This window comes from Gilliamella apicola (genome assembly GCF_003202655.1).
GTDB classification, from domain to species: Bacteria; Pseudomonadota; Gammaproteobacteria; order Enterobacterales; family Orbaceae; genus Gilliamella; species Gilliamella apicola_R.
In genome coordinates, this window is sequence record NZ_QGLR01000007.1 from 20,446 (window position 1) to 47,306 (window position 26,861).

Sequence of the window (26,861 nt, forward strand, 5' to 3'; positions counted from 1 at the left end):
GTAATGCCATAAATGGTTGAATTTTATCATGAAAGGTCTTATTCCTCGCGATTTTATTTTAGATTTGCTTGCTCGCACCAATATTCTTGATGTGATAGGTAAGCGCGTTAAAATGAAAAAAAAGGGGAATAATTATTTTGGTTGTTGTCCTTTTCATGATGAAAAAACCGCCTCTTTCTCATTAAGCGAAAAGAAACAGATTTACTACTGCTTTGGCTGTGGCGCTTCAGGTTCGGTAGTAAACTTCTTGATGCAATATGAGCGACTGTCTTTTCCTGAGGCTATTGAGGAAATCGCTAGTATGCAAGGCATTCGTGTTCCTTACACGGAAAGCGAAAATAATCAAGGCGATCAAGCAAAGCAAATTGAATCTCGTAATGAGCGTCGCGATCTTTATTCTTTGATGGCAAAGATAACGGATTTTTACCAACAACAGTTAGCATTATCGACATCTGAGGATGCGCATCGTTATCTAGAACAGCGTGGTTTAAATCGAGAAATCATCAACAGATACAAAATAGGTTACGCACCTAATGAATGGCGTTTAACCTCACAAAATGTGGTTAAAAGCAAAGATGAATTAGCCTTATATGATCGTGCGGGTATGTTGGTAACTAATGATAGTGGTAATCAATACGATCGATTCCGCGGACGTATAATGTTCCCAATTAGGGATAGACAAGGCAATGTTATCGCTTTCGGTGGTCGAACCATTATCAATGATTCCGCTAAATATATTAATTCACCAGAAACGCCGATCTTTCATAAAGGTTTTCAACTATATGGCCTTTATGAAGCACAAGAAGTTAATCGTAATCCCGATAAATTAATTGTGGTTGAAGGCTATATGGATGTAGTTTCGCTTGCCCAATATGGCATTGACTATGCCGTTGCCGCACTAGGTACCTCAACATCTGAAGAACATATTAAATTGCTATTTAGGGCCACCGATTCAGTAATATTTAGTTATGATGGTGATAATGCAGGGCGAAATGCCGCATGGCGAGCGCTTAATGTATTACTGCCATGTTTGATTGATGGTAAAGAGATCACTTTTGCTTTTTTGCCTCAAGACGAAGATCCTGATAGCTTTGTGCGTAAAGTGGGTAAAGATGGCTTTGAAGATTATATAAAAAAAGCCCCAAACTTATCTGAGTTTTTATTTGATGAGTTATTAAAACAAGTTGATTTGAAAACAGCTGAAGGTAGAGCTAAATTGAGCTCGCTGGCTATACCTTTGCTTGAACAAGTAAAGGCAAAAGTTTTCAGACTTAATTTACTTCAAGAATTAGGTCGTTATTTAGGATTACTTGATGTATCTCAAATAGAAAAACTTATCGCAGCTAATCAAAATAAAGGCGAAAATACAACTATCGATTCTTCACCTTTGCCAAAGATGAAATTGACCACCATGCGGATTTTAATTGGTTTGTTACTCCAATATCCAAATTTAGCTAAAATGGTGTCAGATATTAATGTGATTCGACAAGTTAACTTAGCCGGAATAGAGATATTTATTGAGCTACTTGAATTATGCCAACAATATCCAAATATTACTACAGCACAACTATTAACTGAATGTATTAATCGACCATATTATAAACAACTTAATCGCTTAGCAACATGGGAGTACCATTACCAAGATGATGAGATAGAATCAATTTTTTCACATACGTTAAAAGAGTTATATGATAATATACTCGCCCAAAGGCAAGATGAACTGATCGCAAAAGAGAGAGTCTCCGGATTAAGTACCGCAGAGAAAAAAGAATTAGCGACACTAATACTTGTTTTATCAAAAAAAGACTAAATATACAGGGTATGTGTAGAAAAATAATTTTTGTTCTGCACATATAATATACATGACCGAATAACTAAATGGTGATACTTTATGGAGCAAAATTCTCAATCACAGTTAAAACTCCTGATTATACGGGGTAAGGAGCTGGGATACCTGACCTATGCTGACGTCAATGATCACTTGCCTGAAGAAATTATTGATTCAGATCAAATTGAAGATATTATTCAAATGATCAATGATATGGGGATTCAAGTACTTGAAGAAGCCCCAGATTCAGATGAATTATTACTTTCTGATAATGTTCCAGATGAAGAGGCAGTTGAAGCAGCGACAGCATTAGTTTTATCTAATGTAGAATCAGAGATAGGTCGAACTACTGACCCTGTGCGTATGTATATGCGTGAAATGGGTGCGGTTGAACTATTAACCCGTGAAGGCGAAATTGATATCGCAAAACGTATTGAAGATGGGATTAATCAAGTTCAAACCTCAGTATCTGAATACCCAGAAGCCATTACTTATCTTTTAGAACAATATAATTTAATTGAAAGCGGTGAAGTTCGTTTATCCGATCTTATCACTGGTTTTGTCGATCCTAATGCTGAACAATCTGATGAAGAGCTTCCTGAAGAGTTGGAAGATGTTGAAGAGGATATTGACATTGACGATAGTGATGATGAAAGCGAAGATGATAGCGACTCTTCAGCTGATGATGATGTTTCTATTGATCCTGAAGTAGCGAGAGCAAAATTTGCTGAACTACAAGAGCAACATGATAAAACTTCTGCGGCAATCAAAAAATATGGCCGTGCTCATCAAAAAGCACAGCAAGAAATTGAAAATTTATCTGAAGTATTTAAACAATTCAGATTAGTAGCCAAACAGTTTGACATTCTCGTTAATAACATGAGAAGCATGATGGATCGAGTAAGATCACATGAACGAGTTATTATGCGAATCTGTGTTGAACAATGTAAAATGCCAAAGAAACAATTTATGACGCATTTTACTGGTAATGAAAATAGCATGGATTGGTATATAAAAGCATCTACTAGTAAAAACCCATATGCCGCTAAATTAAAAGAGTTTGAATCATCAATTGAAGAGCAAACTATTGCTTTACAAAAAATTGAAACAGAAACGAATCTCTCTATTGAGCAAATCAAAGATATTAATAGAAGAATGTCTATTGGTGAAGCCAAAGCACGACGTGCGAAGAAAGAGATGGTTGAAGCAAACTTACGTTTAGTAATTTCAATTGCTAAAAAATATACCAACCGTGGTTTACAGTTCCTAGACCTTATCCAAGAAGGTAATATTGGATTGATGAAAGCGGTTGATAAGTTTGAATATCGCCGAGGATATAAATTCTCGACTTATGCAACTTGGTGGATTAGACAAGCTATCACTCGTTCTATTGCTGACCAAGCAAGAACAATTCGTATCCCAGTGCATATGATTGAAACAATCAATAAACTAAATCGTATATCTCGTCAGATGTTACAAGAAATTGGTCGTGAACCAACACCAGAAGAGTTATCTGAACGCATGCAAATGCCGGAAGAGAAAATTCGAAAAGTATTGAAGATCGCCAAAGAACCAATTTCAATGGAAACACCAGTTGGTGATGATGAAGATTCACATTTAGGTGACTTTATTGAGGATACTGCACTTGAGCAACCATTAGATGCCGCGACATCTGAAAGTTTGCGTAGCGCAACGCGTGATATTTTATCTGGTTTAACACCACGTGAAGCAAAAGTCTTACGTATGCGATTTGGTATAGATATGAATACCGACCATACGCTTGAAGAAGTCGGTAAACAATTTGATGTAACACGTGAACGTATTCGTCAAATTGAGGCGAAAGCATTACGTAAATTACGTCATCCTAGCCGATCTGATGTCCTTCGAAGTTTCTTAGAATAATTTATATTTACAGCTACATCGCCACTTATGTGGCGATTTTTTTAACTAATCAAACAACTATCATGAATATACTTCAACGTTTTAAAATTGATTCATTCTTGCTGATTTTGATTTGTGTTGTAACTACAGCAACTGTTTTTCCATGTGAAGGAGAAGCAAAAGTTATTTTTGAAAATCTTACCACTTTTGCTATAGGTCTATTGTTTTTTATGCATGGGGCAAAACTGTCGTTTGAGGCGATCATTGTCGGCATAAAAAATTGGCGGTTGCATCTATTAATCTTCATCATTACTTTTGTCGTATTCCCGATTTTAGGGGTGATGATGCAAGTACTCGTCCCCACTTTTTTATCACAAGACCTTTATTTAGGCTTTGTTTATCTTTGTGTCCTACCGGCTACAGTTCAGTCGGCAATTGCCTTTACCTCAATTGCAAAAGGCAATGTCGCTGCTGCAATTTGTAGTGCATCGGCTTCTACATTGTTAGGTGTATTTATTACGCCGGTATTAGTGGGCGTATTAATGCACACGCAAGCTACTGCTTCGATGAATATACTCGATGCCATTGAATCTATTATGCTTAAACTGATGTTGCCATTTATTATCGGCCATTTATCGAGACGTTTTATTGGCAAATGGGTTGATAAATATAAAAGTGTGATTTCTAAAACCGACCGTATATCAATATTATTAGTTGTCTATGTCGCTTTTAGTGACGCAGTAGTGAATGGTATTTGGTCTAAAGTCAGCTGGTTATCTCTTGTAGAGATTATTGTTTATTCAATAATTTTATTAACAATTGTGTTATTGATTACAACCTATAGCTCACGATTATTGGGTTTTAGTAAAGAAGATGAAATTACCATCGTGTTTTGTGGCTCTAAAAAAAGCTTAGCCAGTGGTATTCCAATGGCTAGTGTAATCTTTCCTATGTCGATAACAGGAATAATAATCTTGCCGCTAATGATTTTTCACCAAGTACAATTAATGATCTGTGCTGTTTTAGCTTCTCATTACGCGAAGCGAAAAATGTAAAAATTGTTTTGCTCATTAGGTTATTCTCAAGGATAATAGAGCCGCTATTAACAACAGAAAGATATATTATGTTTCATCTATTTGCTGATTTAGACTTTTCTACCATTATATTATTAGTTTTGGCGCTGTTTTTTGTTCTTTTTTATGAGGCAATTAATGGATTTCATGACACCGCCAATGCTGTTGCGACAGTAATATATACTCGAGCATTAAAGGAACAGCTCGCTGTTTTTATGGCCGGTATGTTTAACTTTTTTGGGGTATTACTTGGTGGGCTGAGTGTTGCTTACGCAATAGTTCATCTTTTACCTACAGATTTATTACTGAATGTCAGTTCTGCTCATGGACTGGCAATGGTATTCTCAATTTTATTTGCCGCGATTATCTGGAATTTAGGTACTTGGTATGTAGGTATCCCTGCTTCTAGTTCCCACACGCTGATTGGTGCCATTATTGGTGTCGCATTGGCCAATGCCTTTATTATGGATACATCTATCATTGAGGCACTTAATATTCCTAAAATGATACAAATCTTTTTATCATTAATTATTTCACCTATCATTGGTCTGGTTATCGCTGGCTTAATGATTTTTTTATTACGCAAATATTGGACCCGTAAAGGACAAAGTAAAAAACGTAGTAAAAAAAGAGAACGTATTTTTATGACGCCAGAACAGCGTGAAAAACTATATGGTAAAAAGAAACCGCCATTTTGGATTCGTATAATGCTTATTATTTCAGCAGCAGGCGTAAGTTTCTCGCACGGTGCAAATGATGGGCAAAAAGGTATTGGTTTATTGATGCTAGTCTTAATGGGGATTGCACCGGCTGGCTTTATTGTTAATATGGGAGCATCAACCTATGAGATTACTAATACCAGAAATGCGATTCATAATATTGAAGAGTACTTTATCTCTCATAATGAAGATCTTAATTCAGTAATTGGTAAACAATCAGCGGTAGATACTGCAATCCCAGAAAATGATTTAAATAAATATCATTGTGATTATTCAAAATCGTTTATCACCTTAGGTATTGCTAACAATCTATTTAACAAAATCAACGATTATGACTCGCTTAATGTTGACCAACGTTCACAAGCTAGACGTATTTTATTATGTTTATCTGATACCGTATCGCATGTAGCTAAACAACCCAATCTATCTAATAAAGATAAGCAGTATTTAAAATCATTAAATAATGATTTATTAAAAACAGTCGAATATGCACCAATTTGGATAATTATCGGCGTGGCCTCGGCGCTTGCGGTAGGAACAATGATTGGTTGGCGACGTGTTGCTATCACTATTGGTGAAAAGATCGGTAAAAAAGGGATGACTTATGCACAAGGGGTTTCGGCGCAAATAACTACGGCGTTATCTATTGGTATAGCAAGTTATACCGGAATGCCGGTATCGACAACGCAAGTTCTTTCTTCATCGGTTGCCGGAACCATGATTGTTGATGGTGGAGGAGTACAAAGTAAAACGATTAAAAATATCGCGCTTACTTGGGTTCTCACTTTGCCGATCTCAATATTGTTATCTGGGTCACTTTTTTGGCTTGCTCAAAAATTAATTTAGTAGTAAAAAGGAAGTATAAAATTTTAGTTTAATTAGAGCATCAAAATAGGAAGGAGTAGATATTATGGCTTATAAACATATTTTAGTCGCAGTGGATTTATCACCTGAAAGTGAAGTTCTTGTTGAAAAAGCAGTCTCTATGGCTAGACCATATAATGCTCAAATATCACTCATTCATGTGGGTATCAACTATTCTGATCTTTATACTGGTTTAGTTGATATTAATATGAATGATATGAAAGATCGCATTAATGAAGATGCTCATATCGCATTGAATAAATTAGCTGCTGATGCAGGTTATCCAATTGCACATACTCTTTCTGGTAATGGTGAATTTGGACAAGTATTAATTGAAGCTATTCATGAATATGGTGCTGATCTGGTTGTTTGTGGTCATCACCAAGATTTTTGGAGTAAATTAATGTCTTCAGCTCGTCAATTAATCAACAATACCCATATTGATACGTTGATTGTTCCTTTGAAAGATGATGAGCCATCCGAAGAACCATCTAAATGAAATATACGATATGAACCCGCTTCTTAGCGGGTTTTTTTTAGGTTATGCAAAAATTTACCAATATTTAGGCTATCAAGCTAATTGAAAATATTTTGCCACTTCACTTATGGTTGTTTTCTTTCCATATCACAAAGGTATACTCATGTAACTACCAAGAGTATAAAAGGAGATTGAATATGAATATTGTTTTGGTTACCGGCGCTTCATCTGGATTTGGACAAGCTATTTGTCGAAAACTTATTGCAGATGGTTATAAAGTAATTGGTGCAGCAAGACGACTTGATAAATTACAAAAACTGGCACAAGAGTTAGGCGCTAACTTTTTACCCTTAACTTTAGATGTTAGTAAAAAAGACTCTGTTGAAACAATTTTATTACAACTACCTAAAGAATTTCAGCCTATTGATATATTAATTAACAATGCCGGATTAGCTTTAGGTTTAGAACCCGCATATGAAGCTGACTATAATGATTGGCAAACAATGATTGAAACTAATGTCATTGGGTTAGTTCATTTAACCCATCAAATTTTACCGGGAATGGTTGAACGTAATAGTGGCTACATCATTAATCTTGGATCTGTCGCGGGTACTTATCCTTACAAAGGTGGTAATGTTTATGGTGCTTCTAAAGCATTTGTTAAACAATTTAGTGCTAATTTAAGAACAGATTTATTAGGTAAAAAAATTAGAGTAACAAACATTGAACCAGGACTGTGTGGAGGAACCGAATTTTCTAATGTACGATTCCATGGTAATGCCGAACAAGCAGCTGAGGTGTATAAAGATGTGGACTTTATCACTCCAGAAGATATTGCTAATACTGTCTCATGGTTAGTGAATACACCAAGTCATTTTAATGTCAATTCAATTGAAATTATGCCAGTGGCACAAGCCTCGGCAGGCTTAGCTGTTAGTAAAGGAGTTTAAACAAAAGTTCAAAAGGCATTGAATGATATCAATGCCTTAAACAAAAAATAATAAAAAAATAGAGTTGTTAAACAAAATAGACTTGCACTTATGTTAATGGATTGCTATTCTTTTCGCTTGTGATTTTGATTGAGGTTTTAGCAATGACATTTTCTGAAGTAACAAAAACATTTGCGACAAGCTTGCCTGGTACCGATTCGTACGTAAAACTACGTAAGGCTATGAGGACATTAATCCAAGAAGATCCAAGTAACGCAGCCGTTTACTTTCTGATTTTTGGGTTTGCACGCACTTATGTCATGTTATATGAAGATCAGGAAGTTTCACCACAATTTGCTGAAGACAATCAAAAATTAATGTTATCGTATCTCAATATACTTGATGAAGCATTACAAAAGCGAAATGCTGAAAGCATCTATCAAGCATTAAACAAAGTAGTCAATGAATACGAAAACAGCAAAAAGGTATTTTAGTTATTTACAGCCTGACATGAAAATGTCGGGCTGTTTTGTTTAGAGTTTATTTTAGGAAAAATAATAAAATGATGATGATGATGATTTCAGGCATTATTGGTACCACCGGCACTATTATTAATTATAGGGCGGGTTGATTTTTCCTTAAAAAAATATCGAAAAACCCGCCCAAAAAGGCGGGTTTTTTACTTTGTGAAACAAAAAAATTCTAAAACATAAATTAAAGTAAAAACAATTCAAGATATTGATTTTATGCATATCTTTTAAAAATGGTATTTTGAATTATTATTGGCATAAATTAGAAAAATAAGTAAGGTGTGATATGAAAGTTTTAAAATTTGGAGGAACATCTGTTGCCAACGCAGAACGTTTTTTGCGTGTAGCAGAGATTATTGAAAATAATGCTAAACAAGAACAGACGGCAACGGTTTTATCTGCACCCGCTAAAATTACCAATCATCTAGTTGCAATGGTCGAAAAAACTGTTGCCAAGCAAGATATTCAAACCAATATCTACGATGCTGAAAAAATCTTTGCTGACTTATTGGCTGGTATTGCTAAAGCGCTTCCTAATTTTGCCTATGAAAAAATGAAAAAGTTTGCTCTTAATGAGTTAAATAACGTCAAACAACTGTTAGAAGGTATTCGACTATTAGGCCAATGTCCGGATAGCATCAATGCCACTATCATTTGTCGAGGGGAAAAACTTTCGATTGCTATAATGGAAGAATTGCTAAAAGCAAAAGGGCATGAAGTCACTGTTATCAATCCTGTGGCAATGTTAATTGCGCAAGGCGATTATTTAGAGTCGACCGTTGATATTGTCGAGTCATCCCATCGAATCAGTGAAATGCGTATTCCTTCAGATAATATAATTTTAATGCCAGGTTTTACCGCAGGTAATGAAAAGGGTGAATTAGTTGTTTTAGGACGTAACGGTTCAGATTATTCGGCTTCAGTATTAGCCGCCTGTTTACGTGCCAATAGCTGTGAAATTTGGACCGATGTCGATGGAGTTTATACCTGTGATCCGCGAATTGTGCCAGATGCCAAACTACTACAAACAATGTCTTATCAAGAAGCTATGGAATTATCTTATTTTGGTGCTAAAGTGCTTCACCCAAGAACAATCTTACCGATTGCGCAATTCCAAATTCCATGTTTAATCAAAAATACCAATAATCCAGATGCTCCAGGTACTTTAATCGGCGCTAATGTGATTGATAGTTCAACGCCAGTCAAAGGTATTACTAATTTAAATAATATGGCCATGATAAATGTATCAGGTCCAGGTTTGAAAGGTATGGTTGGTATGTCGGCACGGGTTTTTTCCGCCATGTCCTATGCCGGTATTTCTGTCGTACTTATTACCCAATCATCGTCTGAATATAGTATTAGTTTTTGTGTGCCTCAAACCGAATTGTACCGCGCGGAAGAGGCATTGAGTGAAGAGTTTTATTTAGAATTAAAAGATGGTCTACTTGAACCAATTGAAGTAATTGAAAAATTAGCGATTATCTCCGTGGTTGGTGATGGCATGCGTACCTTACGTGGCTTATCGGCTAACTTCTTTACCGCATTAGCGCGCGCCAATATTAACATTGTGGCAATTGCCCAAGGTTCATCGGAACGCTCAATCTCAGTTGTGGTTGATAATGATGTTGCGGTAATGGGGGTTCGAGTGACTCACCAAATGTTATTCGGTACCGACAAAATGTTAGATGTATTTGTTATTGGTGTTGGTGGTGTTGGTGGTGCCTTGGTGGATCAAATTGGTCGTCAACAAAAATGGCTTAAAAATAAACAAATTGACCTACGGGTTTGTGGTTTATTTAATTCCAAACACTCAGTACTTAATCGTGATGGAATTAACTTAGATAATTGGCGTGATCAAATAAAACAAAGTGAAACCAATTATAATCTAAACGGTATTATTGAATTTGCTAAAAATAACCGGCTACTTAATCCAATTTTAGTCGATTGCACTTCAAGTAGTGACGTATCAGATAAATATGTTGATTTTCTGGCTAATGGTTTTCATGTGGTAACCCCGAATAAAAAAGCCAACACCAGTTCAATGGCTTATTACCTTCGTTTACGCCAAGAAGCAGCAAATAGTAAGCGTAAATTCCAATATGATACCAACGTTGGTGCCGGGCTACCGGTAATCGAGAACTTACAGAATCTGCTTAATGCCGGTGACGAATTAATTAAGTTTTCCGGAATTTTATCGGGTTCATTATCTTTTATTTTCGGTAAGTTAGATGAAGGTATGTCATTATCAGAAGCAACTAAGTTGGCCAAAGAGAAAGGCTTTACCGAACCTGACCCGCGTGATGACTTATCCGGAACCGACGTAGCAAGAAAACTATTAATCTTAGCAAGGGAAGCAGGATTACAACTTGAACTCGATCAAATTAATGTTGAATCTGTGCTACCAGCAGAATATTCTCAAGGCAATATTGATGAGTTTATGGCAAAACTTCCGCAACTCGATGCACAATTTAAAGAAAAATCAGAAAAAGCCGCTAAAGAAGGAAAAGTTCTACGTTATGTTGCTAACATCGATGGCGATCAATGTAGTGTCAAAATAGAAGCCGTAGATGCTGAAGATCCTCTTTATAAAGTTAAAAATGGTGAAAATGCATTAGCATTCTATACCAGATATTATCAACCAATTCCATTAGTATTACGTGGTTACGGTGCCGGTAATGATGTTACAGCAGCGGGTGTGTTTGCTGATATTTTACGAACCACATCTGGAAAAATTGGAGGCTAAATGAGTCATAAATCATTAACTGTTTATGCACCAGCATCAATGGCAAATATTAGTGTAGGCTTTGATATTTTAGGTGCAGCAATCAATCCAATTAGTGGGGCGATGTTAGGTGACTGTATTACCATTGAGTCGGCAACTGAGTTTAGCCTTACAAGCAAAGGGCAATTTGTTAAAAAATTGCCCAAGGATCCCAAATACAATATTGTTTATCAATGCTGGCAACGTTTTTGTAAGGCTATGGGTAAAACATTACCGGTTAACATAACGCTTGAAAAAAACATGCCAATTGGTTCTGGATTAGGTTCAAGTGCTTGTTCTGTCGTTGGTGCTTTTGTGGCATTAAATAAATTTTTTGATGAACCATTTAATCAATATGAAATGCTTTCCATGATGGGGGAACTAGAAGGCCGAATTTCTGGTAGCGTGCATTATGATAATGTCGCTCCTTGTTACTTAGGTGGAATGCAACTTATCCTTGATGAAATGGGGGTGATAAGTGAGTCGATACCGCATTTTGACAATTGGTATTGGGTAATGGCTTATCCAGGTATTAAAGTTTCTACAGCTGAAGCTCGAGCAATATTACCTGCTCAATATCAAAAAGCAGATTGTGTTGCGCATGGTCGTTATGTAGGTGGTTTTTTACATGCTTGTTATAGCAAACAACCCAAACTTGCTGCGGCAATGTTGATTGATAATATCGCCGAGCCTTATCGTAAACAGTTGCTACCTAATTTCGATGCAACACAAAAAAAGGTAAAACAACTTGGCGCATTAGCCTCTGGTATATCTGGCTCAGGACCGACAATGTTTGTGGTAGCAGATAATCTTGAAACTGCAAAACAGATAGAGTCATTGTTGAAAAGTTCTTATTTACAAAATGAAGATGGTTTTACGCACATTTGTAAAATAGATCCACAAGGTGCAAGAGAGATTTAAGTTAATTGTTATTAAATAAAACAATAAGATTAAATCAAAAAGAAAACAATTAAAGTATAAAATTATTGGAAAACATTATGAAACTGTATAACTTAAAAGATCATTCCGAGCAGGTTAGTTTTGCGCAGGCGGTACAACAAGGATTAGGAAAAGGACAAGGCCTGTTTTTCCCAGAACAGTTGCCAAAATTTTCTGCGCAAGAAATAGAAGCATTATTAAAAATGGACTTTATTACACGCAGTGCCAAAATCTTATCCGCTTTTATTGGCAATGAAATTAACGATAATGATATGCATCGATTAGTGCAAAATGCTTTCCAATTTCCTGCCCCTGTTAAATCGGTAGAAGATGATATTGGATCTTTGGAACTTTATCATGGTCCGACATTAGCATTTAAAGATTTTGGTGGACGCTTTATGGCACAAGCTTTAGTCCAAGTTGCTGCCGATAAAAAAATCACCATTTTGACCGCAACTTCGGGAGATACTGGTGCGGCTGTTGCCCATGCATTTTATCACTTACCGAATATTCGCGTCGTGATTTTATATCCAGAAGGTAAAATTAGCCCATTACAAGAGAAGCTCTTTTGTACGTTAGGTGATAACATTCACACCATTGCTATTCAAAGTGATTTTGATGCCTGCCAAGCTTTAGTTAAAAAAGCATTTGATGATGAAGAACTAAAAACCACCATTGGTTTAAACTCAGCTAATTCAATTAATATCAGTCGGCTTTTAGCGCAAATCTGCTATTATTTTGAAGCTTATGCGCAACTCACAGCCAAACAACGTGAACAATTAGTTATTTCTGTACCAAGTGGTAATTTTGGCGATTTAACGGCCGGTTTACTGGCAAAAACCATGGGATTACCTATCAAACGCTTTATTGCTGCGACAAATGCTAATGATACTGTTCCTCGTTATTTAGAAACCGGTAAGTGGGAACCGCATAAAACTGTGGCAACATTATCTAATGCGATGGATGTAAGTCAACCAAACAACTGGCCAAGGATCGAAGAAATTTATCAGCGAGAAGGTTGGGTACTTAAATCATTAGGACATGCTGCTGTTTCTGACGAAGTTTCAGTAAAAACAGTTCAGGAGTTGGATAAAAAAGGTTATTTATCTGAGCCTCATGGCGCTATCGCCTACCGAGCATTACGCGATCAGCTGCAAGAAGGAGAGTATGGTTTATTTTTAGGAACAGCTCATCCAGCTAAATTCAAAGAAGTGGTTGAAGATATCCTTGGTCGATCAATCTCATTACCATCAGCCTTGGCTGAAAGAGCTGAGATGCCATTACTTTCTCACTATATGCCGGATGATTTTACTAAATTGCGTGATTTCTTAATCTCATTAACATGGTAAATTTGATTGCCGTCACCAAATTGGTGACGGATTTTTATCATTTAGTTTGCTTACAAATTTTTAGAGTATATATAACTTAGCTGTAATCTTGTTTAAATGACTAATTTCGGCTATTGTAATGTAAGTTGAAACGTTATCAGGATATATTTATGCACTGTCCGTTTTGTAATGCAGATGATACAAAAGTTATTGATTCTCGATTAGTGGGTGAAGGTTTTCAGGTTCGTCGCCGTCGACAATGTGTCGAATGTAATGAACGGTTTACCACATTTGAAGTGGCAGAGTTAATTATGCCTAATGTTATCAAGAGCAATAAAGTTCGCGAACCTTTCAATGAAGATAAACTTCGCAATGGTATAAAACGAGCGCTAGAAAAACGCCCAGTGAGTTTTGATGCAATAGAAGATGCCATCACGCGAATTAAATCTAAACTAAGAGCAACGGGTGAACGCGAAGTACCAGCCAAATTAATTGGTAATTTTGTTATTGAAGAACTTAAAAACCTTGATAAAGTTGCCTATATTCGTTTTGCTTCTGTTTATTTCAGTTTTGATGACATTGAACAATTCAGTAATGAAATTGCTAAGTTGCAACAAAAATAATCCAATTTAACACAATGACTATGGATAAAGATCAATTTTATATGCAGCAAGCTATTGAGCTTGCTAAACTTGGCCGTTTTACGACTACTCCAAATCCTAATGTAGGTTGTATCATTGTTAAAAATGATCAGATTATAGGTAAAGGTTTTCATCTAAAAGCGGGTTTACCCCATGCCGAAGTCTACGCATTAAAAATGGCAGGTGATGCAGCTAAAGATGCCACTGCTTATGTAACACTTGAACCCTGTAGCCATTATGGTCGAACCCCCCCTTGTGCTGATGCCCTTGTTAGATCTGGAATTAAACGGGTTGTTATTGCGATGCAAGATCCTAATCCTAACGTTGCAGGTAAAGGGATTAAACGTTTAAAAGACGCCGGTATTGAAGTTATGGTTGGTGTTTTGAATGAACAAGCCGAAGCGATTAATAAAGGTTTTTTAAAATGTATGCGCACAGGGAAACCCTATGTTCAACTTAAGCTTGCTGCCTCGTTAGATGGTAAAATTGCTATGGCATCGGGTGAAAGTAAATGGATTACTTCAAGTGTGGCAAGACAAGATGTACAACAATATCGAGCGCAAGCCAGTTGTATTTTGAGTACCCGAGCAACTGTTCAAGAAGATAATGCCAGTTTAACAGTTAGATACGATGAATTACCTGATGAGATTAGAAAAATTTATCCCCAAGAAAATATTCGACAACCGATTCGCGTTATTATAGACAGTCAAAATCGATTAACCGGCAATGAAAATATCTTTAGTCAATCGGGTGAAACATGGATAGTGCGCAAGCAAAATATTCCAATAATTAAACCCAACACCAAGCTAATTATTGAATCCTCAGCCCAAAATCAGATAGATTTAGTCGAATTATTAACAGAATTAGGCAAAAACCAAATTAATTCTGTTTGGGTTGAAGCGGGAGCACATTTGGCTGGGGCATTGATTGAACAAGATTTAGTTGATGAACTCATTATTTATTATGCACCTAAATTGCTAGGGCATAATGCCAAAGATTTATGTGTTTTACCTAATCTTACAAAATTATCTTTAGCTCCCCAATTTCAATTTGAATCGGTAGTTGCTGTGGGTGATGATTTAAGAATTATCTTAAAAAGAAAATAAACTTCAATCTTGGCGATAGTTGAATTATCTAGTTTGAATAAGATCAAACGGAAAATAGAAAAGCGATTTAATTGATATGTATGATAAAACAAAATTTAGTATGCTCAATATTGATGATTTTTTTAGTTCAGATCAATATCAAACTATTGAAGATTTCAGTTATGCTGATGTCCAAGGCATAGGAAAAGGTGGTTATCCAATTCTATTTTTTTATATTTTAGATCGCGTTGAGGCATTATCAATTGAAGAAGTTACGGATAACGCTTTTTTAATTGATAAAGCTAATCAAATTTTAAGTTACCTTGGTTTTGATTTTAAGATTGGTCATCCGTTTGAGTTAACTGATGAATTTAATCATAACTATAGATTTAAAGATAGTTTTATTAAAGATCAGATACGTTATTATTATGATTTTGAAGGAATGTTAATTGTTCTAGGTATTACTTGGGAAGGCATTTTGGACTCATTTGAAATGGTTAACAATAAAACAATTATCAATAATCGTCTGGAATTTTTTACTACCTAATATTCTTTCTATAGTTTACAAACTTACTGTATTAACCGCTTTAATTGATTAATTGTCAATCAGTTGGAGGTAACCTCCCATGATTTCACATCGTCTCTTCTCATGGGATGGTTATATTAGTTGCCTTGAAGGATTGTTAATAGCTCTTCTGGTTTTTTAACGGATTGAATTCGCGCTAAAGTATCTTCAGCAATAACTGCTGTGGTTAATTGACGCAAAATATCTAAATGTTCATTACTTTTTGCCGCTATACCAATAACAACATAGGCAATATTATCGTCTTCATCCCAATTTACTCCTTCAGGGTAATAGATGACTTTTAATCCTGTTTGTATAACACTATCGCGTTTATCTGTAGTTCCATGAGGAATTGCTATACCATTACCTAAAAATGTGGATATTTGCCGATCACGATCAAACATTGATTGCGTATAATCAGGCTTTACTAATCCTGCCTTTATCATATTTTCTGATACTGCTGATATAGCATCGTGTTTGTTATACAAGCCATTTATAATAGCTATATCTTCAACTTTTAATTGTATATTGTTCATCCATCCTCCTTAAAAACTTAAATATATTTATAAAAATCAAATTATTAAATATATTTAATCACTAACCTTTTACTTTTCAACAGTTGATTTACCTTTTTCATGCATACGCAACAAACCTAATAAAATCGCGCCGATTAATGCACCTATAAAGATACAGCCAACCCAAATCAAAGGTTTATTGACTAAAGGAAGGACTAAAAATCCACCATGAGGAGCAGGGACTTGGATGTGACTGATAAAAGTTAATACGGCTGCAATAGCGGATGAAAACATCATAATGGGTATAACATGTAATGGATCTTTGGCGGCAAATGGAATAGCACCTTCAGTGATATGGGTTGAACCAAGGATATAATTTACAAGACCAGCGGCACGCTCTTCTTCTGTAAATGCTTTACCACGGAAAATAGTCGTTGAAAAGGCAATAACAAAAGGAGGGACAATACAAGCAGCCGAAACCCCAGCCATAAAATAGTAATTACCTTCACCCAACAGCATTGTTCCGGTCACATAAGCCGCTTTATTGATAGGACCACCGAAATCGAAAGAGCACATGCCACCAATAACAATACCTAATAAAATAGGATTAGCAGATTGCAATGAGGCTAACCATTCTTTCATACCATTATTTACAACCGCGATCGGTCCACCAAGCAAAAACATGCCGGCACCAATCACAAATATCCCTATTAATGGCATTATAAATATTGATTTAAGTCCTTCAAAGGCACGAGGAAGACCATCTAACAGTCTTTTAACAATTAGCATTAAATAACCAGCAGCGAACCCAGCAATAATACCACCTAAAAAACCGGCACCAGTTATATTTGCAATTAAACCGCCAACAAAACCAGCTACCATACCTGGTCGGCCACTTATTGAATAAGCTAAAAAGCCGGTAAAAATAGGCACCATAATACCGAAAGCTTGGCTACCAATGTTCATTAGTAACGACGCAAACTCATTATATTGAGGATTGTTTTGATCTGCGGAATAAATGCCCCATAAAAAAGATAATGCAATTAATACCCCACCAGCTACAACAAAGGGTAACATATTGGAAACCCCACTCATGAGATGCTTATATATCTGTCGACCAATAGATTCTTTTGACGCATGTTGATTGTGAATTTCTGATAAATGACTGTTATCTTTTGCGCTTTTACGAATTGCTACAGCTCCTGAGTTTATTTTTTCAATAAGCATAGACGCTTTATGAATTCCATCTTTTACTGGTACTTCAATAACCGGTAATCCATTAAAACGGTCAGGATTAACATCTTTATCGGCGGCAATAATCACCCCAATTGCATCAGCAATATCTGCTTCAGTAATTGGATTCTCTACACCACTTGCTCCATTGGTTTCTACTTTAATTTCAATTCCCGCTTTTTCAGCCGCAGATTTCAATGCTTGTTCTGCCATATAAGTATGGGCTATACCTGTTGGACAACCTGTAACAGCTAGTATTTTTTTCATAATAATTTTCCATTTTATTTGATTTGAGTCACTTCGAGTTGGTTGATATAGGTACTCACTTTATCTAATAACCCTAAACCATCAGATTCGGCAACATTGGCACCAGTTGCCGATGCTTTTTTCATTGCTAATTGACAATTATTTTGCTGAGGGAGCCATTCACTAAGAAATGCCGCAAGTGACGCATCTCCTGCGCAAGCAGAACTGACTTGTTTTATCGTTATCGCGTTGCAAAACCAGATATTTTTACCGTTTGAAAAGTAAAGTCCTTTTGAACCCATAGTGAGTAGAATATTTTGTGCTCCTTGCTGATGAACATTTTCTAATGCGGTAATTATTTGTTCCGTGGTATCAGTCGTAAAACCAAAAATATCTTTTAACTCATCGTTATTAGGTTTAATGAGTAACGGTTTATAACTTAATAAATCTTTTAATTTAGTGTGACTAATATCTAAAATTATTTTGATATTTTTAGGTATGCAAATTTTTAATATTGACGCTAAATAATCTGGTTCAATATTATTTGGCAAACTACCACTAATAACTAAATAACTGTTATTGCTGAGTGACTCAATAATAGTGAGCATTTCTGTTTTTTTATTATCAGGAATAAAAGGTCCTTTGGAGACCAATTTATATTCATTTTGTTCATCATTAATAAAAACATTAATTCTGGTAATATCATCGATCAAACAAGGGATAGTTTGAATTTGCATCTTAGTTAATTCATCAGTAATATATTTTCCGGAAAAACCACCGAAAAAGCCTAAGGCACAAGTAGGCTTATCGAATTTATGCAATACAATCGAAACATTAACAGCTTTACCATTTGGACTATATTCAGTGTGTAGCGTTCGATTTACTGAATTGGGTTTTAACCCTTGGCAACGAATATTCATATCAATGGCAGTATTCAGTGTTAGAGTGTAAATCATATGATCCCCCTATAACTTACCGGCACAACCACAAGTTGTTATGATTTTTTCCACAATTTGTTTCATTGCCGCTTTAGCTGGTTTCATATAATTTCGCGGATCATTGGCATCAGGGTGGGTTAGTAAGTATTGTTTTAGTGCATCAGAAAATGCAATTTTTAGTTCAGTTGCAATATTTACCTTACAAATTCCTCGTTGTATGCATTCACGTACATCCTTATCAGGAACACCAGAAGCACCATGTAAAACTAGCGGAATATCGATTACTGAGCGGATCTCTGATAACCGGTCAAAGTCAAGTTTTGGTTCTGATTTATAAAGTCCATGGGCTGTTCCTATTGCAATAGCCAGTGAATCGATATTTGTTTTCTTCACAAATTCAATTGCTTGCGTAGGATTTGTATATAATGCATCTTTGCTATCAACAATAAGATCATCTTCAACACCACCAAGACGCCCAAGTTCTGCTTCAACACTAACGTCATATCTGTGAGCATATTCAACAACTTGTTTAACTAAGGTAATATTTTCGTCAAATGGTAAATGAGAACCATCAATCATGACCGATCTCACGCCGGCATTAATTTTATTGGCGATATCACTAAATTCTTCATGATGATCTAAATGAACGGCTAATGGAACATGGTGCTTTTTGGATAACTCATTGGCAATTTGAATAATATTTTCCGTTCCAGCATAACTATATGTGCCTGGCGTACCAGCTAAAATAACCGGCGATTGATACTCGGCAACGGTTTCAACAATTACTTGCATCGTTTCCAAATTATGGATATTGAACGCAGGGATAGCATATTGCTCTCTTTGCGCTTTCTTTAACATGTTATTACTCGAAATAATACTCATTCAACTTCTCCTTAACTTTAGTAAATCATAAACACCTTTATTTTCGAATTGAAACTAATTTGCAACAATTATGCTTACCAAACGAAAGTCGATCAAGTGTCAATATTGTGAGTTAGATCACAAAAATTAATTATTTATTAATAAATTATGCAAGTTGTTGACTATTTTTTTGGCAAATATTGGCGATTAACCTAGAATAACAAATCGCAATTTATCTCTATGACAATGATAGAGAGATAGATTGAAACTATTGTTGTTTATTGTTGATTTTATGTAGATAAATTATTATGGTATTTATTTCTAATTTTTATTTGTAACATAGGAAGTGAAAATTGGCTAAAGCATCTTCGACTCTATTAAAACGTCGACTAGATATCGTAAAAATTGTACGCCAAAATGGAGAAGTAAAAGTTGATGAATTGTCTGATCAGCTAAAGGTTTCTCTCGTTACAATCAGGCAAGATTTAACTTATCTTGAACAACAGGGATATTTGAAGCGTTCCTTTGGTGGGGCGATCTATATTTCCCCTGAAGGCTTAGTTCATAATTCTGTTCCCATTAATCCTAATAATACCAAAGGAAATTGTTACATCGATTTAGTAAAAGCTTGTTTAAGCTATATTAATGATGGTGATACTATTTTTTTGGGGCATGGCAGTTTGACTCGAAAATTGATCCCTTTTTTGCATGAAAAAAAATCACTGCGAATTATTATGAATGATATTAGAAATGCTTTATTAGTTAATGAGTTTTCTGATTCGGAAGTCATCTTAATCGGTGGTCTTTTAGGGGAAAAAAATGTAATCAAAAGCTATAATGAACCCATCAATATTAATCACTCTATTTCACATTTTATTATCGAATTGGCAGCAATTGGTGAAGATAATGAATTAATTATTGAGAATAGTGAACAAAAGGAAATATATCAACAAATTTTAAAAAAAGCGAAAAATACCATAGGTCTTTTATTAGAGAGATCTTTATTTACAGATAACCATAGCATCGGTAAATTAAAAAATATAGATGTGACCATTTTATCCAAAGCAGCCGTACCAGAATATCATCATCAATTATTAAATTCTAATTTTAAACAAATTGCGATAAATAATCATTCTATGACTTATCATAATGTATTGGAGAAATAATTAAGATGGAGTTTAAAATTTGTGCCGTAGGTGAATTGCTTGTTGAATTTTTAGCAAAAGAGTGTAATCAACGTTTTGATCAACCCGGTGAATTTGTTGGCCCCTATCCAAGTGGTGCACCGGCCATATTTGCTTCTCAAGTTGCTAAATTAGGGTTTCCAGTTGTGCTTTTTAGCTGTGTAGGAAAAGATAGTTTTGGCAAAATGTGCATTAATCGACTTAAAAAAGATGGTGTTATTGTTGATGGCATCACCTCTTATAGTAGGGCTAATACAGGTAGTGCATTTGTAACTTATCAAGACCAAAGCGAACGAAATTTTATCTTTAATATTCCTAATAGTGCATGTGGCTTGTTATCGTTCAATAATATAGATGAAAATTTGTTAAAAGATTGTACTCATTTGCATGTTATGGGATCTTCGCTTTACTCGTTTCGCGCTATCGATGCGATGAGAAAAGCGTTAGATATAATTAAAAATAAAGGTGGAACAATTTCGTTTGACCCTAATTTACGCAAAGAGATGTTTAATATTCAAGAGATGGAGCAATCTTTTGGCTATATCATGGAGTATACCGATATATTTTTACCTAGCGAAAAAGAGGTTCGCTATTTTACCCAGAATGATGAAAGTGAACAACAGACTATATTAGCTTTACTTAAGAATGGTATTAAGCATATCGTTGTAAAAGGTGGTGCTAAAGGGGCGAGTTATTATGGGTTAGATGAACAAAATAGTCTCAAAACGTTTCATGTTGATGGCTTTTCTGTAGACTCAGTGGATCCAACCGGCGCTGGAGGGTGTTTTGGTGCAACCTTTGTAAGTTTGTTGCTAGCTGGGTATGATGTTGAAACGGCATTAAAATTTGCTAATGTCAGTGGAGCGTTAGCGGTATCGAAACTAGGACCGATGGAAGGAACCTCTTCACTTGAGGAAATCCAAACATTTTTAACAAAACATGCAATTGATTAATCTTGTCACCAAGGCTTTTGTTATTTGCTAGATAAAAAAAATCCCAATAACAGGGTTATTGGGAAAACATAAGGAATAGGAAAACAATGAAATAAATGCATTGTCGAAGTTAGTATGCCTTTTTTTTTAATAAAAGTAAGTAAAGATATAAACATCTTATTTTAAATTGTTAGTATGTATTTTGTTAACAAATAGTAAACAAAATTTAACTATTTATTTTTTCTGATTTTTATAAAAATATTTCAAGTAATGAATTTAAAAATAACTTACCATGGTCAGTTATTTGCCAGCTTTGGTTATCCTCAACCAGATAATTTTTTTCAATAGCCAATGAGATTGGTTTATCAATGGATTGCAATGGTAAAAAAGTTCGTTGTTCAAATTCAGATTTAGGTGTAGGTTCAAATAGTCTAAATCTGTTCATAAAAAATTCAAAGGCTAACTCATCTTTTGCAACAGTATAAGAATGTTCTAAATAACGTCCTTCTAGATAGCCTTTAGGATGTTTGGTTTTTACCGTGCGAATAATAGTCCCATCATTTTGGGTTAACTTTCCATGAGCACCACAACCAATACCGATATAATCACCGAATCGCCAATAATTCAAATTATGTTGGCATTGATAATTCGGTTTCGCATAAGCTGATGTTTCATATTGCTCATAACCATGTCTGGTTAATAATTGATGACCTTGTTGGTAAATATCCCAGAGCATGTCGTCATCAGGTAAAATAGGCGGTTTAGAACCAAATAATGTGTTAGGCTCAATAGTTAATTGATACCATGATAAATGTGGCGGCGCGAGTGCAATTGCTTGTTTTAGATCATTCAAGGCATCATCAAGGGTTTGCTTTGGTAAGCCATGCATTAAATCTAGATTAAAGCTTTTTAAATTTAAGTCATGTGCTAATTTGCCAGCATCTATGGCTTCTTGTGGATTATGAACTCGCCCTAATTTTATAAGTTTATCTGCTTGAAAGCTTTGTACCCCAATTGATATTCGATTAACTCCTGCTTGTTGATACCCTTTAAATCTTTCTACATCAACGGAATTGGGATTGGCCTCAATGGTTATTTCGGCGTCGTGATTTATGGGTATAATTTTACTAATATTGATTAATAAGTTATTAATTAACTCAGCAGAAAAAAGGCTTGGGGTACCGCCACCGATAAAAATTGAGTGAATAGTACGATTATTACAAAGCATGATGTCTTGTTTCAAATCATTAATTAAATGATCTATATATGCGGAATAATCGGGCGTTTTTTTCATTTTATGTGAATTAAAATCACAATATGGACATTTTTGTACGCACCATGGCATATGTATATATAAACTCAACGGGATTTTATATTCAAACATATGCCTTTCCTCAAATTTTAAAATAAAGTATGGGTACTAATAAGAAATAGCTAGCTATATTACTCCAATTTAGTAAAAAAAGCTTTTATTGCCTTTATTCCGTTTTTATAATTCGAATAACGCGCGTACAATTAGCATTAAATTATAGGCAATGTTCGCCATGTAAATTAAATATTTAGGAGTAAATATGAGTATCGTTAAACAGATTTTAGATAGCCAGGCTTCAGGAGCATCATTGAGTGCATCAGTTAATCAAAGTACATTTGGTGAATTACCTGTATTAGTAATTAAACATAAAACATGTTCAGCTGCAGTATCGTTACAAGGTGCTCATCTATTATTTTGGCAACCGTCAACAGAAACTACACCCGTGATTTGGTTAAGTCAAAAAGCTAATTTTAAAAAGGAAGTGGCAATTAGAGGCGGTGTGCCAGTTTGTTGGCCATGGTTTGGTAAATTAGGCGATCCAATGCATGGTTTTGCACGTCTCGTTGAATGGCAATTAGATTCTTGCAAAGAAGATAATAATGGTGTGGATCTCACGTTATCATTAACCAATAATCAACAAACAGAACGTTTTTTCACAAAACCTTTTCATGTATGGTTAACTATCCATGTTGGACAAACCTGTGAGGTAACACTATCTTGCCAAGGGGATTTTGAGGCAACCAGTGCCCTACATACTTATTTGGGTATTAATAATATTCATGATGTTATTGTTAAAGGTTTAGGTGATTCTTATCAAGAACGCTTACCGGTTGAAAATAAACCAGCAATTCAAGGACAACTTACTGTTAATCAAGAAGTTGATCGCATTTATACCAATGTCGATGACGTAATAACTATCGCCGATGGTAAACGAATAATCAAATTAACCAATGTTAATGCAAGTGATGTCGTGACTTGGAATCCTTGGATTGATAAAGCTAAAGCGATGGCTGATTTTGCCGATGAAGAATATCAATCTATGGTTTGTGTTGAATCATGTCGTATTAATAAACCGTTAAAATTAACAGCAACACAAAAATCAGCCTATGGATTTAAAATTGAAGTTATTTAATCATTAGTTTTTTTGATATTGTAAATGCAATCCATATCTGACTTTATCTTTATTAAGCTTATTATTTGATTGCGTTTACTAGCATAACACTTTATAATCCCTAGCGCTTTTTAAAGCACTAATTTTATAGCCAACTACTGGGTCGCCTGTAATTGGTTTTTTATTTGAAATAAATAAGAGAAATCAATATGTTTACATTAAAAGCAGAAGTTAGAAAAGAGCATGGTAAGGGTGCGAGCCGCCGCCTGCGTCACGCTGGTCAGTTCCCAGCAATTGTTTATGGTGGAACAGAACCTGCAATTTCTATTGTGTTAGATCACAACCAAGTTTTCAATATGCAAGAAAAACCAGAATTTTATTCTGAAGTATTAACTATTGAGATTGACGGTAAAGCAGTTAAAGTTCAAGCAGTACAACGTCATCCATTTAAACCAAAATTAGTTCACATGGATTTTGTTCGTGCATAACGACTGTTGTTGAAAACTATTCAACACTATCTTCTAATAAAAGGTCACCAAAATGGTGACCTTTTATTTTTTTATCATAGTCTAAAAATGATAAATATCTATTGTTATGATTTATTCTATTAACTTGATGTATACTGATAATCAAACAATAATAAAATAAATTGTAGATTACACCATTTTAGGAGAACCCTATGTCTGATATCCCAGCTTGCGATTTAGTTATTTTCGGCGCTAAAGGGGATTTAACGAGGCGTAAACTGTTACCGTCTCTATATCAATTAGAAAAATATGGAAAGTTACCAGAGCAGACAAAAATTTTAGGTGTCGGTCGCGCTGATTGGGATCAAGTTGCTTACACTGAAGTTGCAAAAGATGCGTTAACCACATTTATGTCCGAACCATTAGATGAAAGTATTTGGCAACGATTTAGTCAACGCCTTAACTTTCATAAATTAGATGTTAATGACATAGCGGGTTTTAATGCATTAAAAGATAAGCTTGAAAAGTCGCATCCAGCCATCTTTTATTTTGCGATGCATCCTAATGCATTTGGTACGATTTGCCAAGGATTAGCTGAAGCTGGTTTGAATCAAGCTCAAAACAGAATCGTAATGGAAAAACCATTAGGTTTTGATCTGCAATCATCCAAAGAAATTAATGACTCGGTGGCAAAGTTTTTCAGTGAATCACAAGTTTATCGTATTGACCATTATTTAGGAAAAGAGTCAGTTTTAAATTTACTCGCACTACGTTTTGCTAATCCTGTATTTGCTTCACTTTGGGATAGAAATTCTATCGACCATGTTGAAATCACCGTTGCAGAACAAGTAGGTATTGAAGGTCGCTGGGGCTATTTTGACAAAGCGGGTCAAATGCGTGATATGGTACAAAACCATCTTTTGCAAATTTTGACGATGATCGCCATGTCACCGCCAGCCAACCTTGGCGATGACAGCATACGTAGGGAAAAAATAGCGGTACTTAATGCGTTACGCCCAATAAATAAAGCGAATATCCGCGAAAAAGTGGTTAGAGGGCAATATACTGCTGGATTTGTTAATGGTATTAATGTACCAGGTTATTTAGAAGAAGATGGTGCAAATAAGCAAAGTAATACCGAAACATTTGTTGCTATTCGTGTTGATATTGATAATTGGCGTTGGGCAGGGGTGCCATTTTATTTACGAACCGGAAAACGCTTACCAAGTAAATGTTCTGAAGTTGTCGTTTATTTTAAATCTTTACCGCTTAATTTATTCAGTGAGTCTTATTCTCAATTACCTCAGAATAAACTAACTATCCGCCTGCAACCAGATGAAGGCATGGATATTGAAATTTTAAATAAAGTACCTGGATTAGATAGTACACACAATTTACAAACAACTAAGTTAGATTTAAGTTTTAGTGAAACTTTTCATCAACAGAGTGCTGATGCTTATGAACGATTATTACTTGAAGTAATGCGCGGAAGACAAGCATTATTTGTTCATCTCGATGAAGTTGAGGCTGCTTGGAAATGGGTTGATTCAATTATTAATGCGTGGAATTCAGATAATGAATCACCAAAAACCTATCCTGCAGGTACTTGGGGGCCGGTAGCTTCTGTTGCGCTGATCACTAAAGACGGTCATTCATGGCATGAGTTTGAATAGAGGAATCTCAAAAATGTTTACCTTAAATAAATACCCAAATAGTCAATTATTGATTGAAGATTTAACCGCTCATATCGTCAAAGAGTTGCAACAGGCTATCAATAATAAAGGACATGCCTCTATTGCCGTATCTGGGGGCAAAACACCTATTCCATTATTTAAACTACTAAGCCAACAAGATTTGGATTGGCACAATGTTTTTATTACATTAGTAGATGATAGATGGGTTGATGATACCGATGATGCAAGTAATGAGAAATTGGTATTAACTTATTTATTACAAAATAAGGCTAAATTGGCTAATTTTGTTGGTTTAAAGAATAGTTGTGACAATCCATTTGATGGGGCTGAAATTACCGACAAAATCTTAAATAAGATCCCTATGCCCTTTGATGTGTTAATTTTGGGAATGGGAGAGGACGGTCATACGGCTTCGCTTTTCCCGGGGGCGGCTAATTTAATGGCTGGCTTGGATATGAAATCTGGTCGAAAAGTTGTCGGTATGACACCATTAACAGCACCACTCGACCGTATTACCTTAACACTACCAACTATTTTAGATAGTCAAAATATTTATTTGCATTTAGTTGGAGAGAGCAAAATGCAAGTATTAGAACAAGCAGAAAAGGGTGATGATATTAACCAAATGCCGATTCGGGCAATTTTGCAGCAAAATAAAGTCAATGTAATTGGTTTTTGGACCGCATCTTAACGAAATCAACTTTGCCAGTAAAAACTGGCAAAGTTATCATCTAGTACTTTATATTA

The 26,861-nt window shown here is 35.3% G+C and carries 24 protein-coding genes; 19 read left to right on the plus strand and 5 right to left on the minus strand.

The window, feature by feature from the left end; all coding sequences use genetic code 11:
• Positions 1 to 28 precede the first annotated feature (28 nt).
• The 13 genes from dnaG (at position 29) to DKK70_RS03035 (ending at position 15,603) form a co-directional block, all read left to right on the plus strand.
• A complete protein-coding gene (gene dnaG / locus DKK70_RS02975) occupies positions 29 to 1,810 on the plus strand; it encodes a DNA primase (protein ID WP_110432666.1) in 1,782 nt (593 codons plus the stop codon).
• 81 nt (positions 1,811 to 1,891) lie between these two features.
• Entirely contained in the window at positions 1,892 to 3,730 is a 1,839-nt protein-coding gene (gene rpoD, locus DKK70_RS02980; protein WP_110432667.1) for an RNA polymerase sigma factor RpoD, read from the plus strand.
• 62 nt (positions 3,731 to 3,792) lie between these two features.
• Positions 3,793 to 4,764 carry a bile acid:sodium symporter family protein gene (locus tag DKK70_RS02985; protein WP_110432668.1) on the plus strand — a complete coding sequence of 324 codons (972 nt, stop codon included), beginning with the start codon at positions 3,793 to 3,795 and terminating at the stop codon, positions 4,762 to 4,764.
• Between the two features lie 68 nt (positions 4,765 to 4,832).
• Positions 4,833 to 6,347, plus strand: a complete 1,515-nt coding sequence (pitA, locus tag DKK70_RS02990) for an inorganic phosphate transporter PitA (protein WP_110432669.1) — start codon at positions 4,833 to 4,835, stop codon at positions 6,345 to 6,347.
• A gap of 64 nt (positions 6,348 to 6,411) precedes the next feature.
• Positions 6,412 to 6,864: a universal stress protein UspA gene (uspA, locus tag DKK70_RS02995; RefSeq protein WP_034882809.1), complete on the plus strand. Its 453-nt coding sequence runs from the start codon at positions 6,412 to 6,414 to the stop codon at positions 6,862 to 6,864.
• 176 nt (positions 6,865 to 7,040) lie between these two features.
• A complete protein-coding gene (locus tag DKK70_RS03000; protein WP_110432670.1) occupies positions 7,041 to 7,793 on the plus strand; it encodes an SDR family oxidoreductase in 753 nt (250 codons plus the stop codon).
• Positions 7,794 to 8,014: 221 nt separating this feature from the next.
• Complete coding sequence (locus DKK70_RS03005) at positions 8,015 to 8,266, plus strand: hypothetical protein (protein WP_146210840.1); 252 nt, start codon at positions 8,015 to 8,017, stop codon at positions 8,264 to 8,266.
• 322 nt (positions 8,267 to 8,588) lie between these two features.
• Positions 8,589 to 11,045, plus strand: coding sequence for a bifunctional aspartate kinase/homoserine dehydrogenase I (thrA, locus tag DKK70_RS03010; protein WP_110432671.1), 2,457 nt, complete (start codon positions 8,589 to 8,591; stop codon positions 11,043 to 11,045).
• Entirely contained in the window at positions 11,046 to 11,984 is a 939-nt protein-coding gene (thrB, locus tag DKK70_RS03015; protein WP_086358148.1) for a homoserine kinase, read from the plus strand. It begins immediately after the preceding gene.
• A gap of 77 nt (positions 11,985 to 12,061) precedes the next feature.
• Complete coding sequence (gene thrC / locus DKK70_RS03020) at positions 12,062 to 13,351, plus strand: threonine synthase (protein ID WP_110432672.1); 1,290 nt, start codon at positions 12,062 to 12,064, stop codon at positions 13,349 to 13,351.
• A 149-nt stretch (positions 13,352 to 13,500) separates the two neighbouring features.
• Positions 13,501 to 13,953 carry a transcriptional regulator NrdR gene (gene nrdR, locus DKK70_RS03025; RefSeq protein ID WP_034882816.1) on the plus strand — a complete coding sequence of 151 codons (453 nt, stop codon included), beginning with the start codon at positions 13,501 to 13,503 and terminating at the stop codon, positions 13,951 to 13,953.
• A gap of 20 nt (positions 13,954 to 13,973) precedes the next feature.
• Positions 13,974 to 15,077, plus strand: coding sequence for a bifunctional diaminohydroxyphosphoribosylaminopyrimidine deaminase/5-amino-6-(5-phosphoribosylamino)uracil reductase RibD (ribD, locus tag DKK70_RS03030; RefSeq protein ID WP_110432673.1), 1,104 nt, complete (start codon positions 13,974 to 13,976; stop codon positions 15,075 to 15,077).
• Between the two features lie 76 nt (positions 15,078 to 15,153).
• Complete coding sequence (locus tag DKK70_RS03035; protein WP_110432674.1) at positions 15,154 to 15,603, plus strand: hypothetical protein; 450 nt, start codon at positions 15,154 to 15,156, stop codon at positions 15,601 to 15,603.
• 116 nt (positions 15,604 to 15,719) lie between these two features.
• Here the strand turns inward: DKK70_RS03035 and DKK70_RS03040 are convergent, their stop codons facing one another.
• The 4 genes from DKK70_RS03040 to DKK70_RS03055 form a co-directional block, all read right to left on the minus strand.
• Positions 15,720 to 16,157 (minus strand): PTS sugar transporter subunit IIA, encoded by a 438-nt coding sequence (locus DKK70_RS03040; protein ID WP_110432675.1) that lies wholly within the window; start codon positions 16,155 to 16,157, stop codon positions 15,720 to 15,722.
• A gap of 69 nt (positions 16,158 to 16,226) precedes the next feature.
• Positions 16,227 to 17,636 carry a PTS fructose transporter subunit IIC gene (locus DKK70_RS03045; RefSeq protein ID WP_110432676.1) on the minus strand — a complete coding sequence of 470 codons (1,410 nt, stop codon included), beginning with the start codon at positions 17,634 to 17,636 and terminating at the stop codon, positions 16,227 to 16,229.
• A 14-nt stretch (positions 17,637 to 17,650) separates the two neighbouring features.
• Positions 17,651 to 18,571 carry a 1-phosphofructokinase family hexose kinase gene (locus tag DKK70_RS03050; RefSeq protein WP_110432677.1) on the minus strand — a complete coding sequence of 307 codons (921 nt, stop codon included), beginning with the start codon at positions 18,569 to 18,571 and terminating at the stop codon, positions 17,651 to 17,653.
• 9 nt (positions 18,572 to 18,580) lie between these two features.
• Complete coding sequence (locus DKK70_RS03055; RefSeq protein ID WP_110432678.1) at positions 18,581 to 19,435, minus strand: tagatose bisphosphate family class II aldolase; 855 nt, start codon at positions 19,433 to 19,435, stop codon at positions 18,581 to 18,583.
• Between the two features lie 332 nt (positions 19,436 to 19,767).
• On the opposite strand from DKK70_RS03055, the gene DKK70_RS03060 reads away from it, so the two are divergent.
• On the plus strand, positions 19,768 to 20,580 hold the full coding sequence (locus tag DKK70_RS03060) for a DeoR/GlpR family DNA-binding transcription regulator (protein WP_110432679.1): 813 nt from the start codon (positions 19,768 to 19,770) through the stop codon (positions 20,578 to 20,580).
• Positions 20,581 to 20,585: 5 nt separating this feature from the next.
• On the plus strand, positions 20,586 to 21,551 hold the full coding sequence (locus DKK70_RS03065) for a sugar kinase (RefSeq protein WP_110432680.1): 966 nt from the start codon (positions 20,586 to 20,588) through the stop codon (positions 21,549 to 21,551).
• A gap of 229 nt (positions 21,552 to 21,780) precedes the next feature.
• Here the strand turns inward: DKK70_RS03065 and hemW are convergent, their stop codons facing one another.
• Positions 21,781 to 22,914 (minus strand): radical SAM family heme chaperone HemW, encoded by a 1,134-nt coding sequence (gene hemW / locus DKK70_RS03070; RefSeq protein WP_110432681.1) that lies wholly within the window; start codon positions 22,912 to 22,914, stop codon positions 21,781 to 21,783.
• A gap of 187 nt (positions 22,915 to 23,101) precedes the next feature.
• On the opposite strand from hemW, the gene DKK70_RS03075 reads away from it, so the two are divergent.
• The 4 genes from DKK70_RS03075 to pgl all read left to right on the plus strand — a co-directional run bounded on the left by DKK70_RS03075 (position 23,102) and on the right by pgl (position 26,805).
• The gene (locus DKK70_RS03075) at positions 23,102 to 23,974 is read left to right on the plus strand and encodes a D-hexose-6-phosphate mutarotase (protein WP_110432682.1); all 873 of its coding nucleotides are present in this window, start codon (positions 23,102 to 23,104) and stop codon (positions 23,972 to 23,974) included.
• Positions 23,975 to 24,162: 188 nt separating this feature from the next.
• On the plus strand, positions 24,163 to 24,441 hold the full coding sequence (gene rplY / locus DKK70_RS03080; protein ID WP_110432683.1) for a 50S ribosomal protein L25: 279 nt from the start codon (positions 24,163 to 24,165) through the stop codon (positions 24,439 to 24,441).
• A gap of 191 nt (positions 24,442 to 24,632) precedes the next feature.
• Positions 24,633 to 26,093, plus strand: a complete 1,461-nt coding sequence (gene zwf, locus DKK70_RS03085) for a glucose-6-phosphate dehydrogenase (RefSeq protein ID WP_110432684.1) — start codon at positions 24,633 to 24,635, stop codon at positions 26,091 to 26,093.
• A gap of 13 nt (positions 26,094 to 26,106) precedes the next feature.
• The gene (gene pgl, locus DKK70_RS03090; RefSeq protein ID WP_086358158.1) at positions 26,107 to 26,805 is read left to right on the plus strand and encodes a 6-phosphogluconolactonase; all 699 of its coding nucleotides are present in this window, start codon (positions 26,107 to 26,109) and stop codon (positions 26,803 to 26,805) included.
• Positions 26,806 to 26,861: the final 56 nt, after the last annotated feature.

What these genes read in the sequence shown, in the direction of transcription:
- DKK70_RS02985 (WP_110432668.1), top strand. Translation starts at nt 3,793, where the DNA reads ATGAATATACTTCAACGTTTTAAAATTGATTCATTCTTGCTGATTTTG.
- DKK70_RS03075 (WP_110432682.1), top strand. Translation starts at nt 23,102, where the DNA reads ATGAGTATCGTTAAACAGATTTTAGATAGCCAGGCTTCAGGAGCATCA.
- DKK70_RS03040 (WP_110432675.1), bottom strand. Translation starts at nt 16,157, where the DNA reads ATGAACAATATACAATTAAAAGTTGAAGATATAGCTATTATAAATGGC.
- rpoD (WP_110432667.1), top strand. Translation starts at nt 1,892, where the DNA reads ATGGAGCAAAATTCTCAATCACAGTTAAAACTCCTGATTATACGGGGT.
- pitA (WP_110432669.1), top strand. Translation starts at nt 4,833, where the DNA reads ATGTTTCATCTATTTGCTGATTTAGACTTTTCTACCATTATATTATTA.
- pgl (WP_086358158.1), top strand. Translation starts at nt 26,107, where the DNA reads ATGTTTACCTTAAATAAATACCCAAATAGTCAATTATTGATTGAAGAT.
- DKK70_RS03005 (WP_146210840.1), top strand. Translation starts at nt 8,015, where the DNA reads ATGAGGACATTAATCCAAGAAGATCCAAGTAACGCAGCCGTTTACTTT.
- DKK70_RS03055 (WP_110432678.1), bottom strand. Translation starts at nt 19,435, where the DNA reads ATGAGTATTATTTCGAGTAATAACATGTTAAAGAAAGCGCAAAGAGAG.
- nrdR (WP_034882816.1), top strand. Translation starts at nt 13,501, where the DNA reads ATGCACTGTCCGTTTTGTAATGCAGATGATACAAAAGTTATTGATTCT.
- thrB (WP_086358148.1), top strand. Translation starts at nt 11,046, where the DNA reads ATGAGTCATAAATCATTAACTGTTTATGCACCAGCATCAATGGCAAAT.
- DKK70_RS03065 (WP_110432680.1), top strand. Translation starts at nt 20,586, where the DNA reads ATGGAGTTTAAAATTTGTGCCGTAGGTGAATTGCTTGTTGAATTTTTA.
- DKK70_RS03050 (WP_110432677.1), bottom strand. Translation starts at nt 18,571, where the DNA reads ATGATTTACACTCTAACACTGAATACTGCCATTGATATGAATATTCGT.
- DKK70_RS03035 (WP_110432674.1), top strand. Translation starts at nt 15,154, where the DNA reads ATGTATGATAAAACAAAATTTAGTATGCTCAATATTGATGATTTTTTT.
- DKK70_RS03045 (WP_110432676.1), bottom strand. Translation starts at nt 17,636, where the DNA reads ATGAAAAAAATACTAGCTGTTACAGGTTGTCCAACAGGTATAGCCCAT.
- zwf (WP_110432684.1), top strand. Translation starts at nt 24,633, where the DNA reads ATGTCTGATATCCCAGCTTGCGATTTAGTTATTTTCGGCGCTAAAGGG.
- rplY (WP_110432683.1), top strand. Translation starts at nt 24,163, where the DNA reads ATGTTTACATTAAAAGCAGAAGTTAGAAAAGAGCATGGTAAGGGTGCG.
- DKK70_RS03000 (WP_110432670.1), top strand. Translation starts at nt 7,041, where the DNA reads ATGAATATTGTTTTGGTTACCGGCGCTTCATCTGGATTTGGACAAGCT.
- uspA (WP_034882809.1), top strand. Translation starts at nt 6,412, where the DNA reads ATGGCTTATAAACATATTTTAGTCGCAGTGGATTTATCACCTGAAAGT.
- thrA (WP_110432671.1), top strand. Translation starts at nt 8,589, where the DNA reads ATGAAAGTTTTAAAATTTGGAGGAACATCTGTTGCCAACGCAGAACGT.
- dnaG (WP_110432666.1), top strand. Translation starts at nt 29, where the DNA reads ATGAAAGGTCTTATTCCTCGCGATTTTATTTTAGATTTGCTTGCTCGC.
- ribD (WP_110432673.1), top strand. Translation starts at nt 13,974, where the DNA reads ATGGATAAAGATCAATTTTATATGCAGCAAGCTATTGAGCTTGCTAAA.
- thrC (WP_110432672.1), top strand. Translation starts at nt 12,062, where the DNA reads ATGAAACTGTATAACTTAAAAGATCATTCCGAGCAGGTTAGTTTTGCG.
- hemW (WP_110432681.1), bottom strand. Translation starts at nt 22,914, where the DNA reads ATGTTTGAATATAAAATCCCGTTGAGTTTATATATACATATGCCATGG.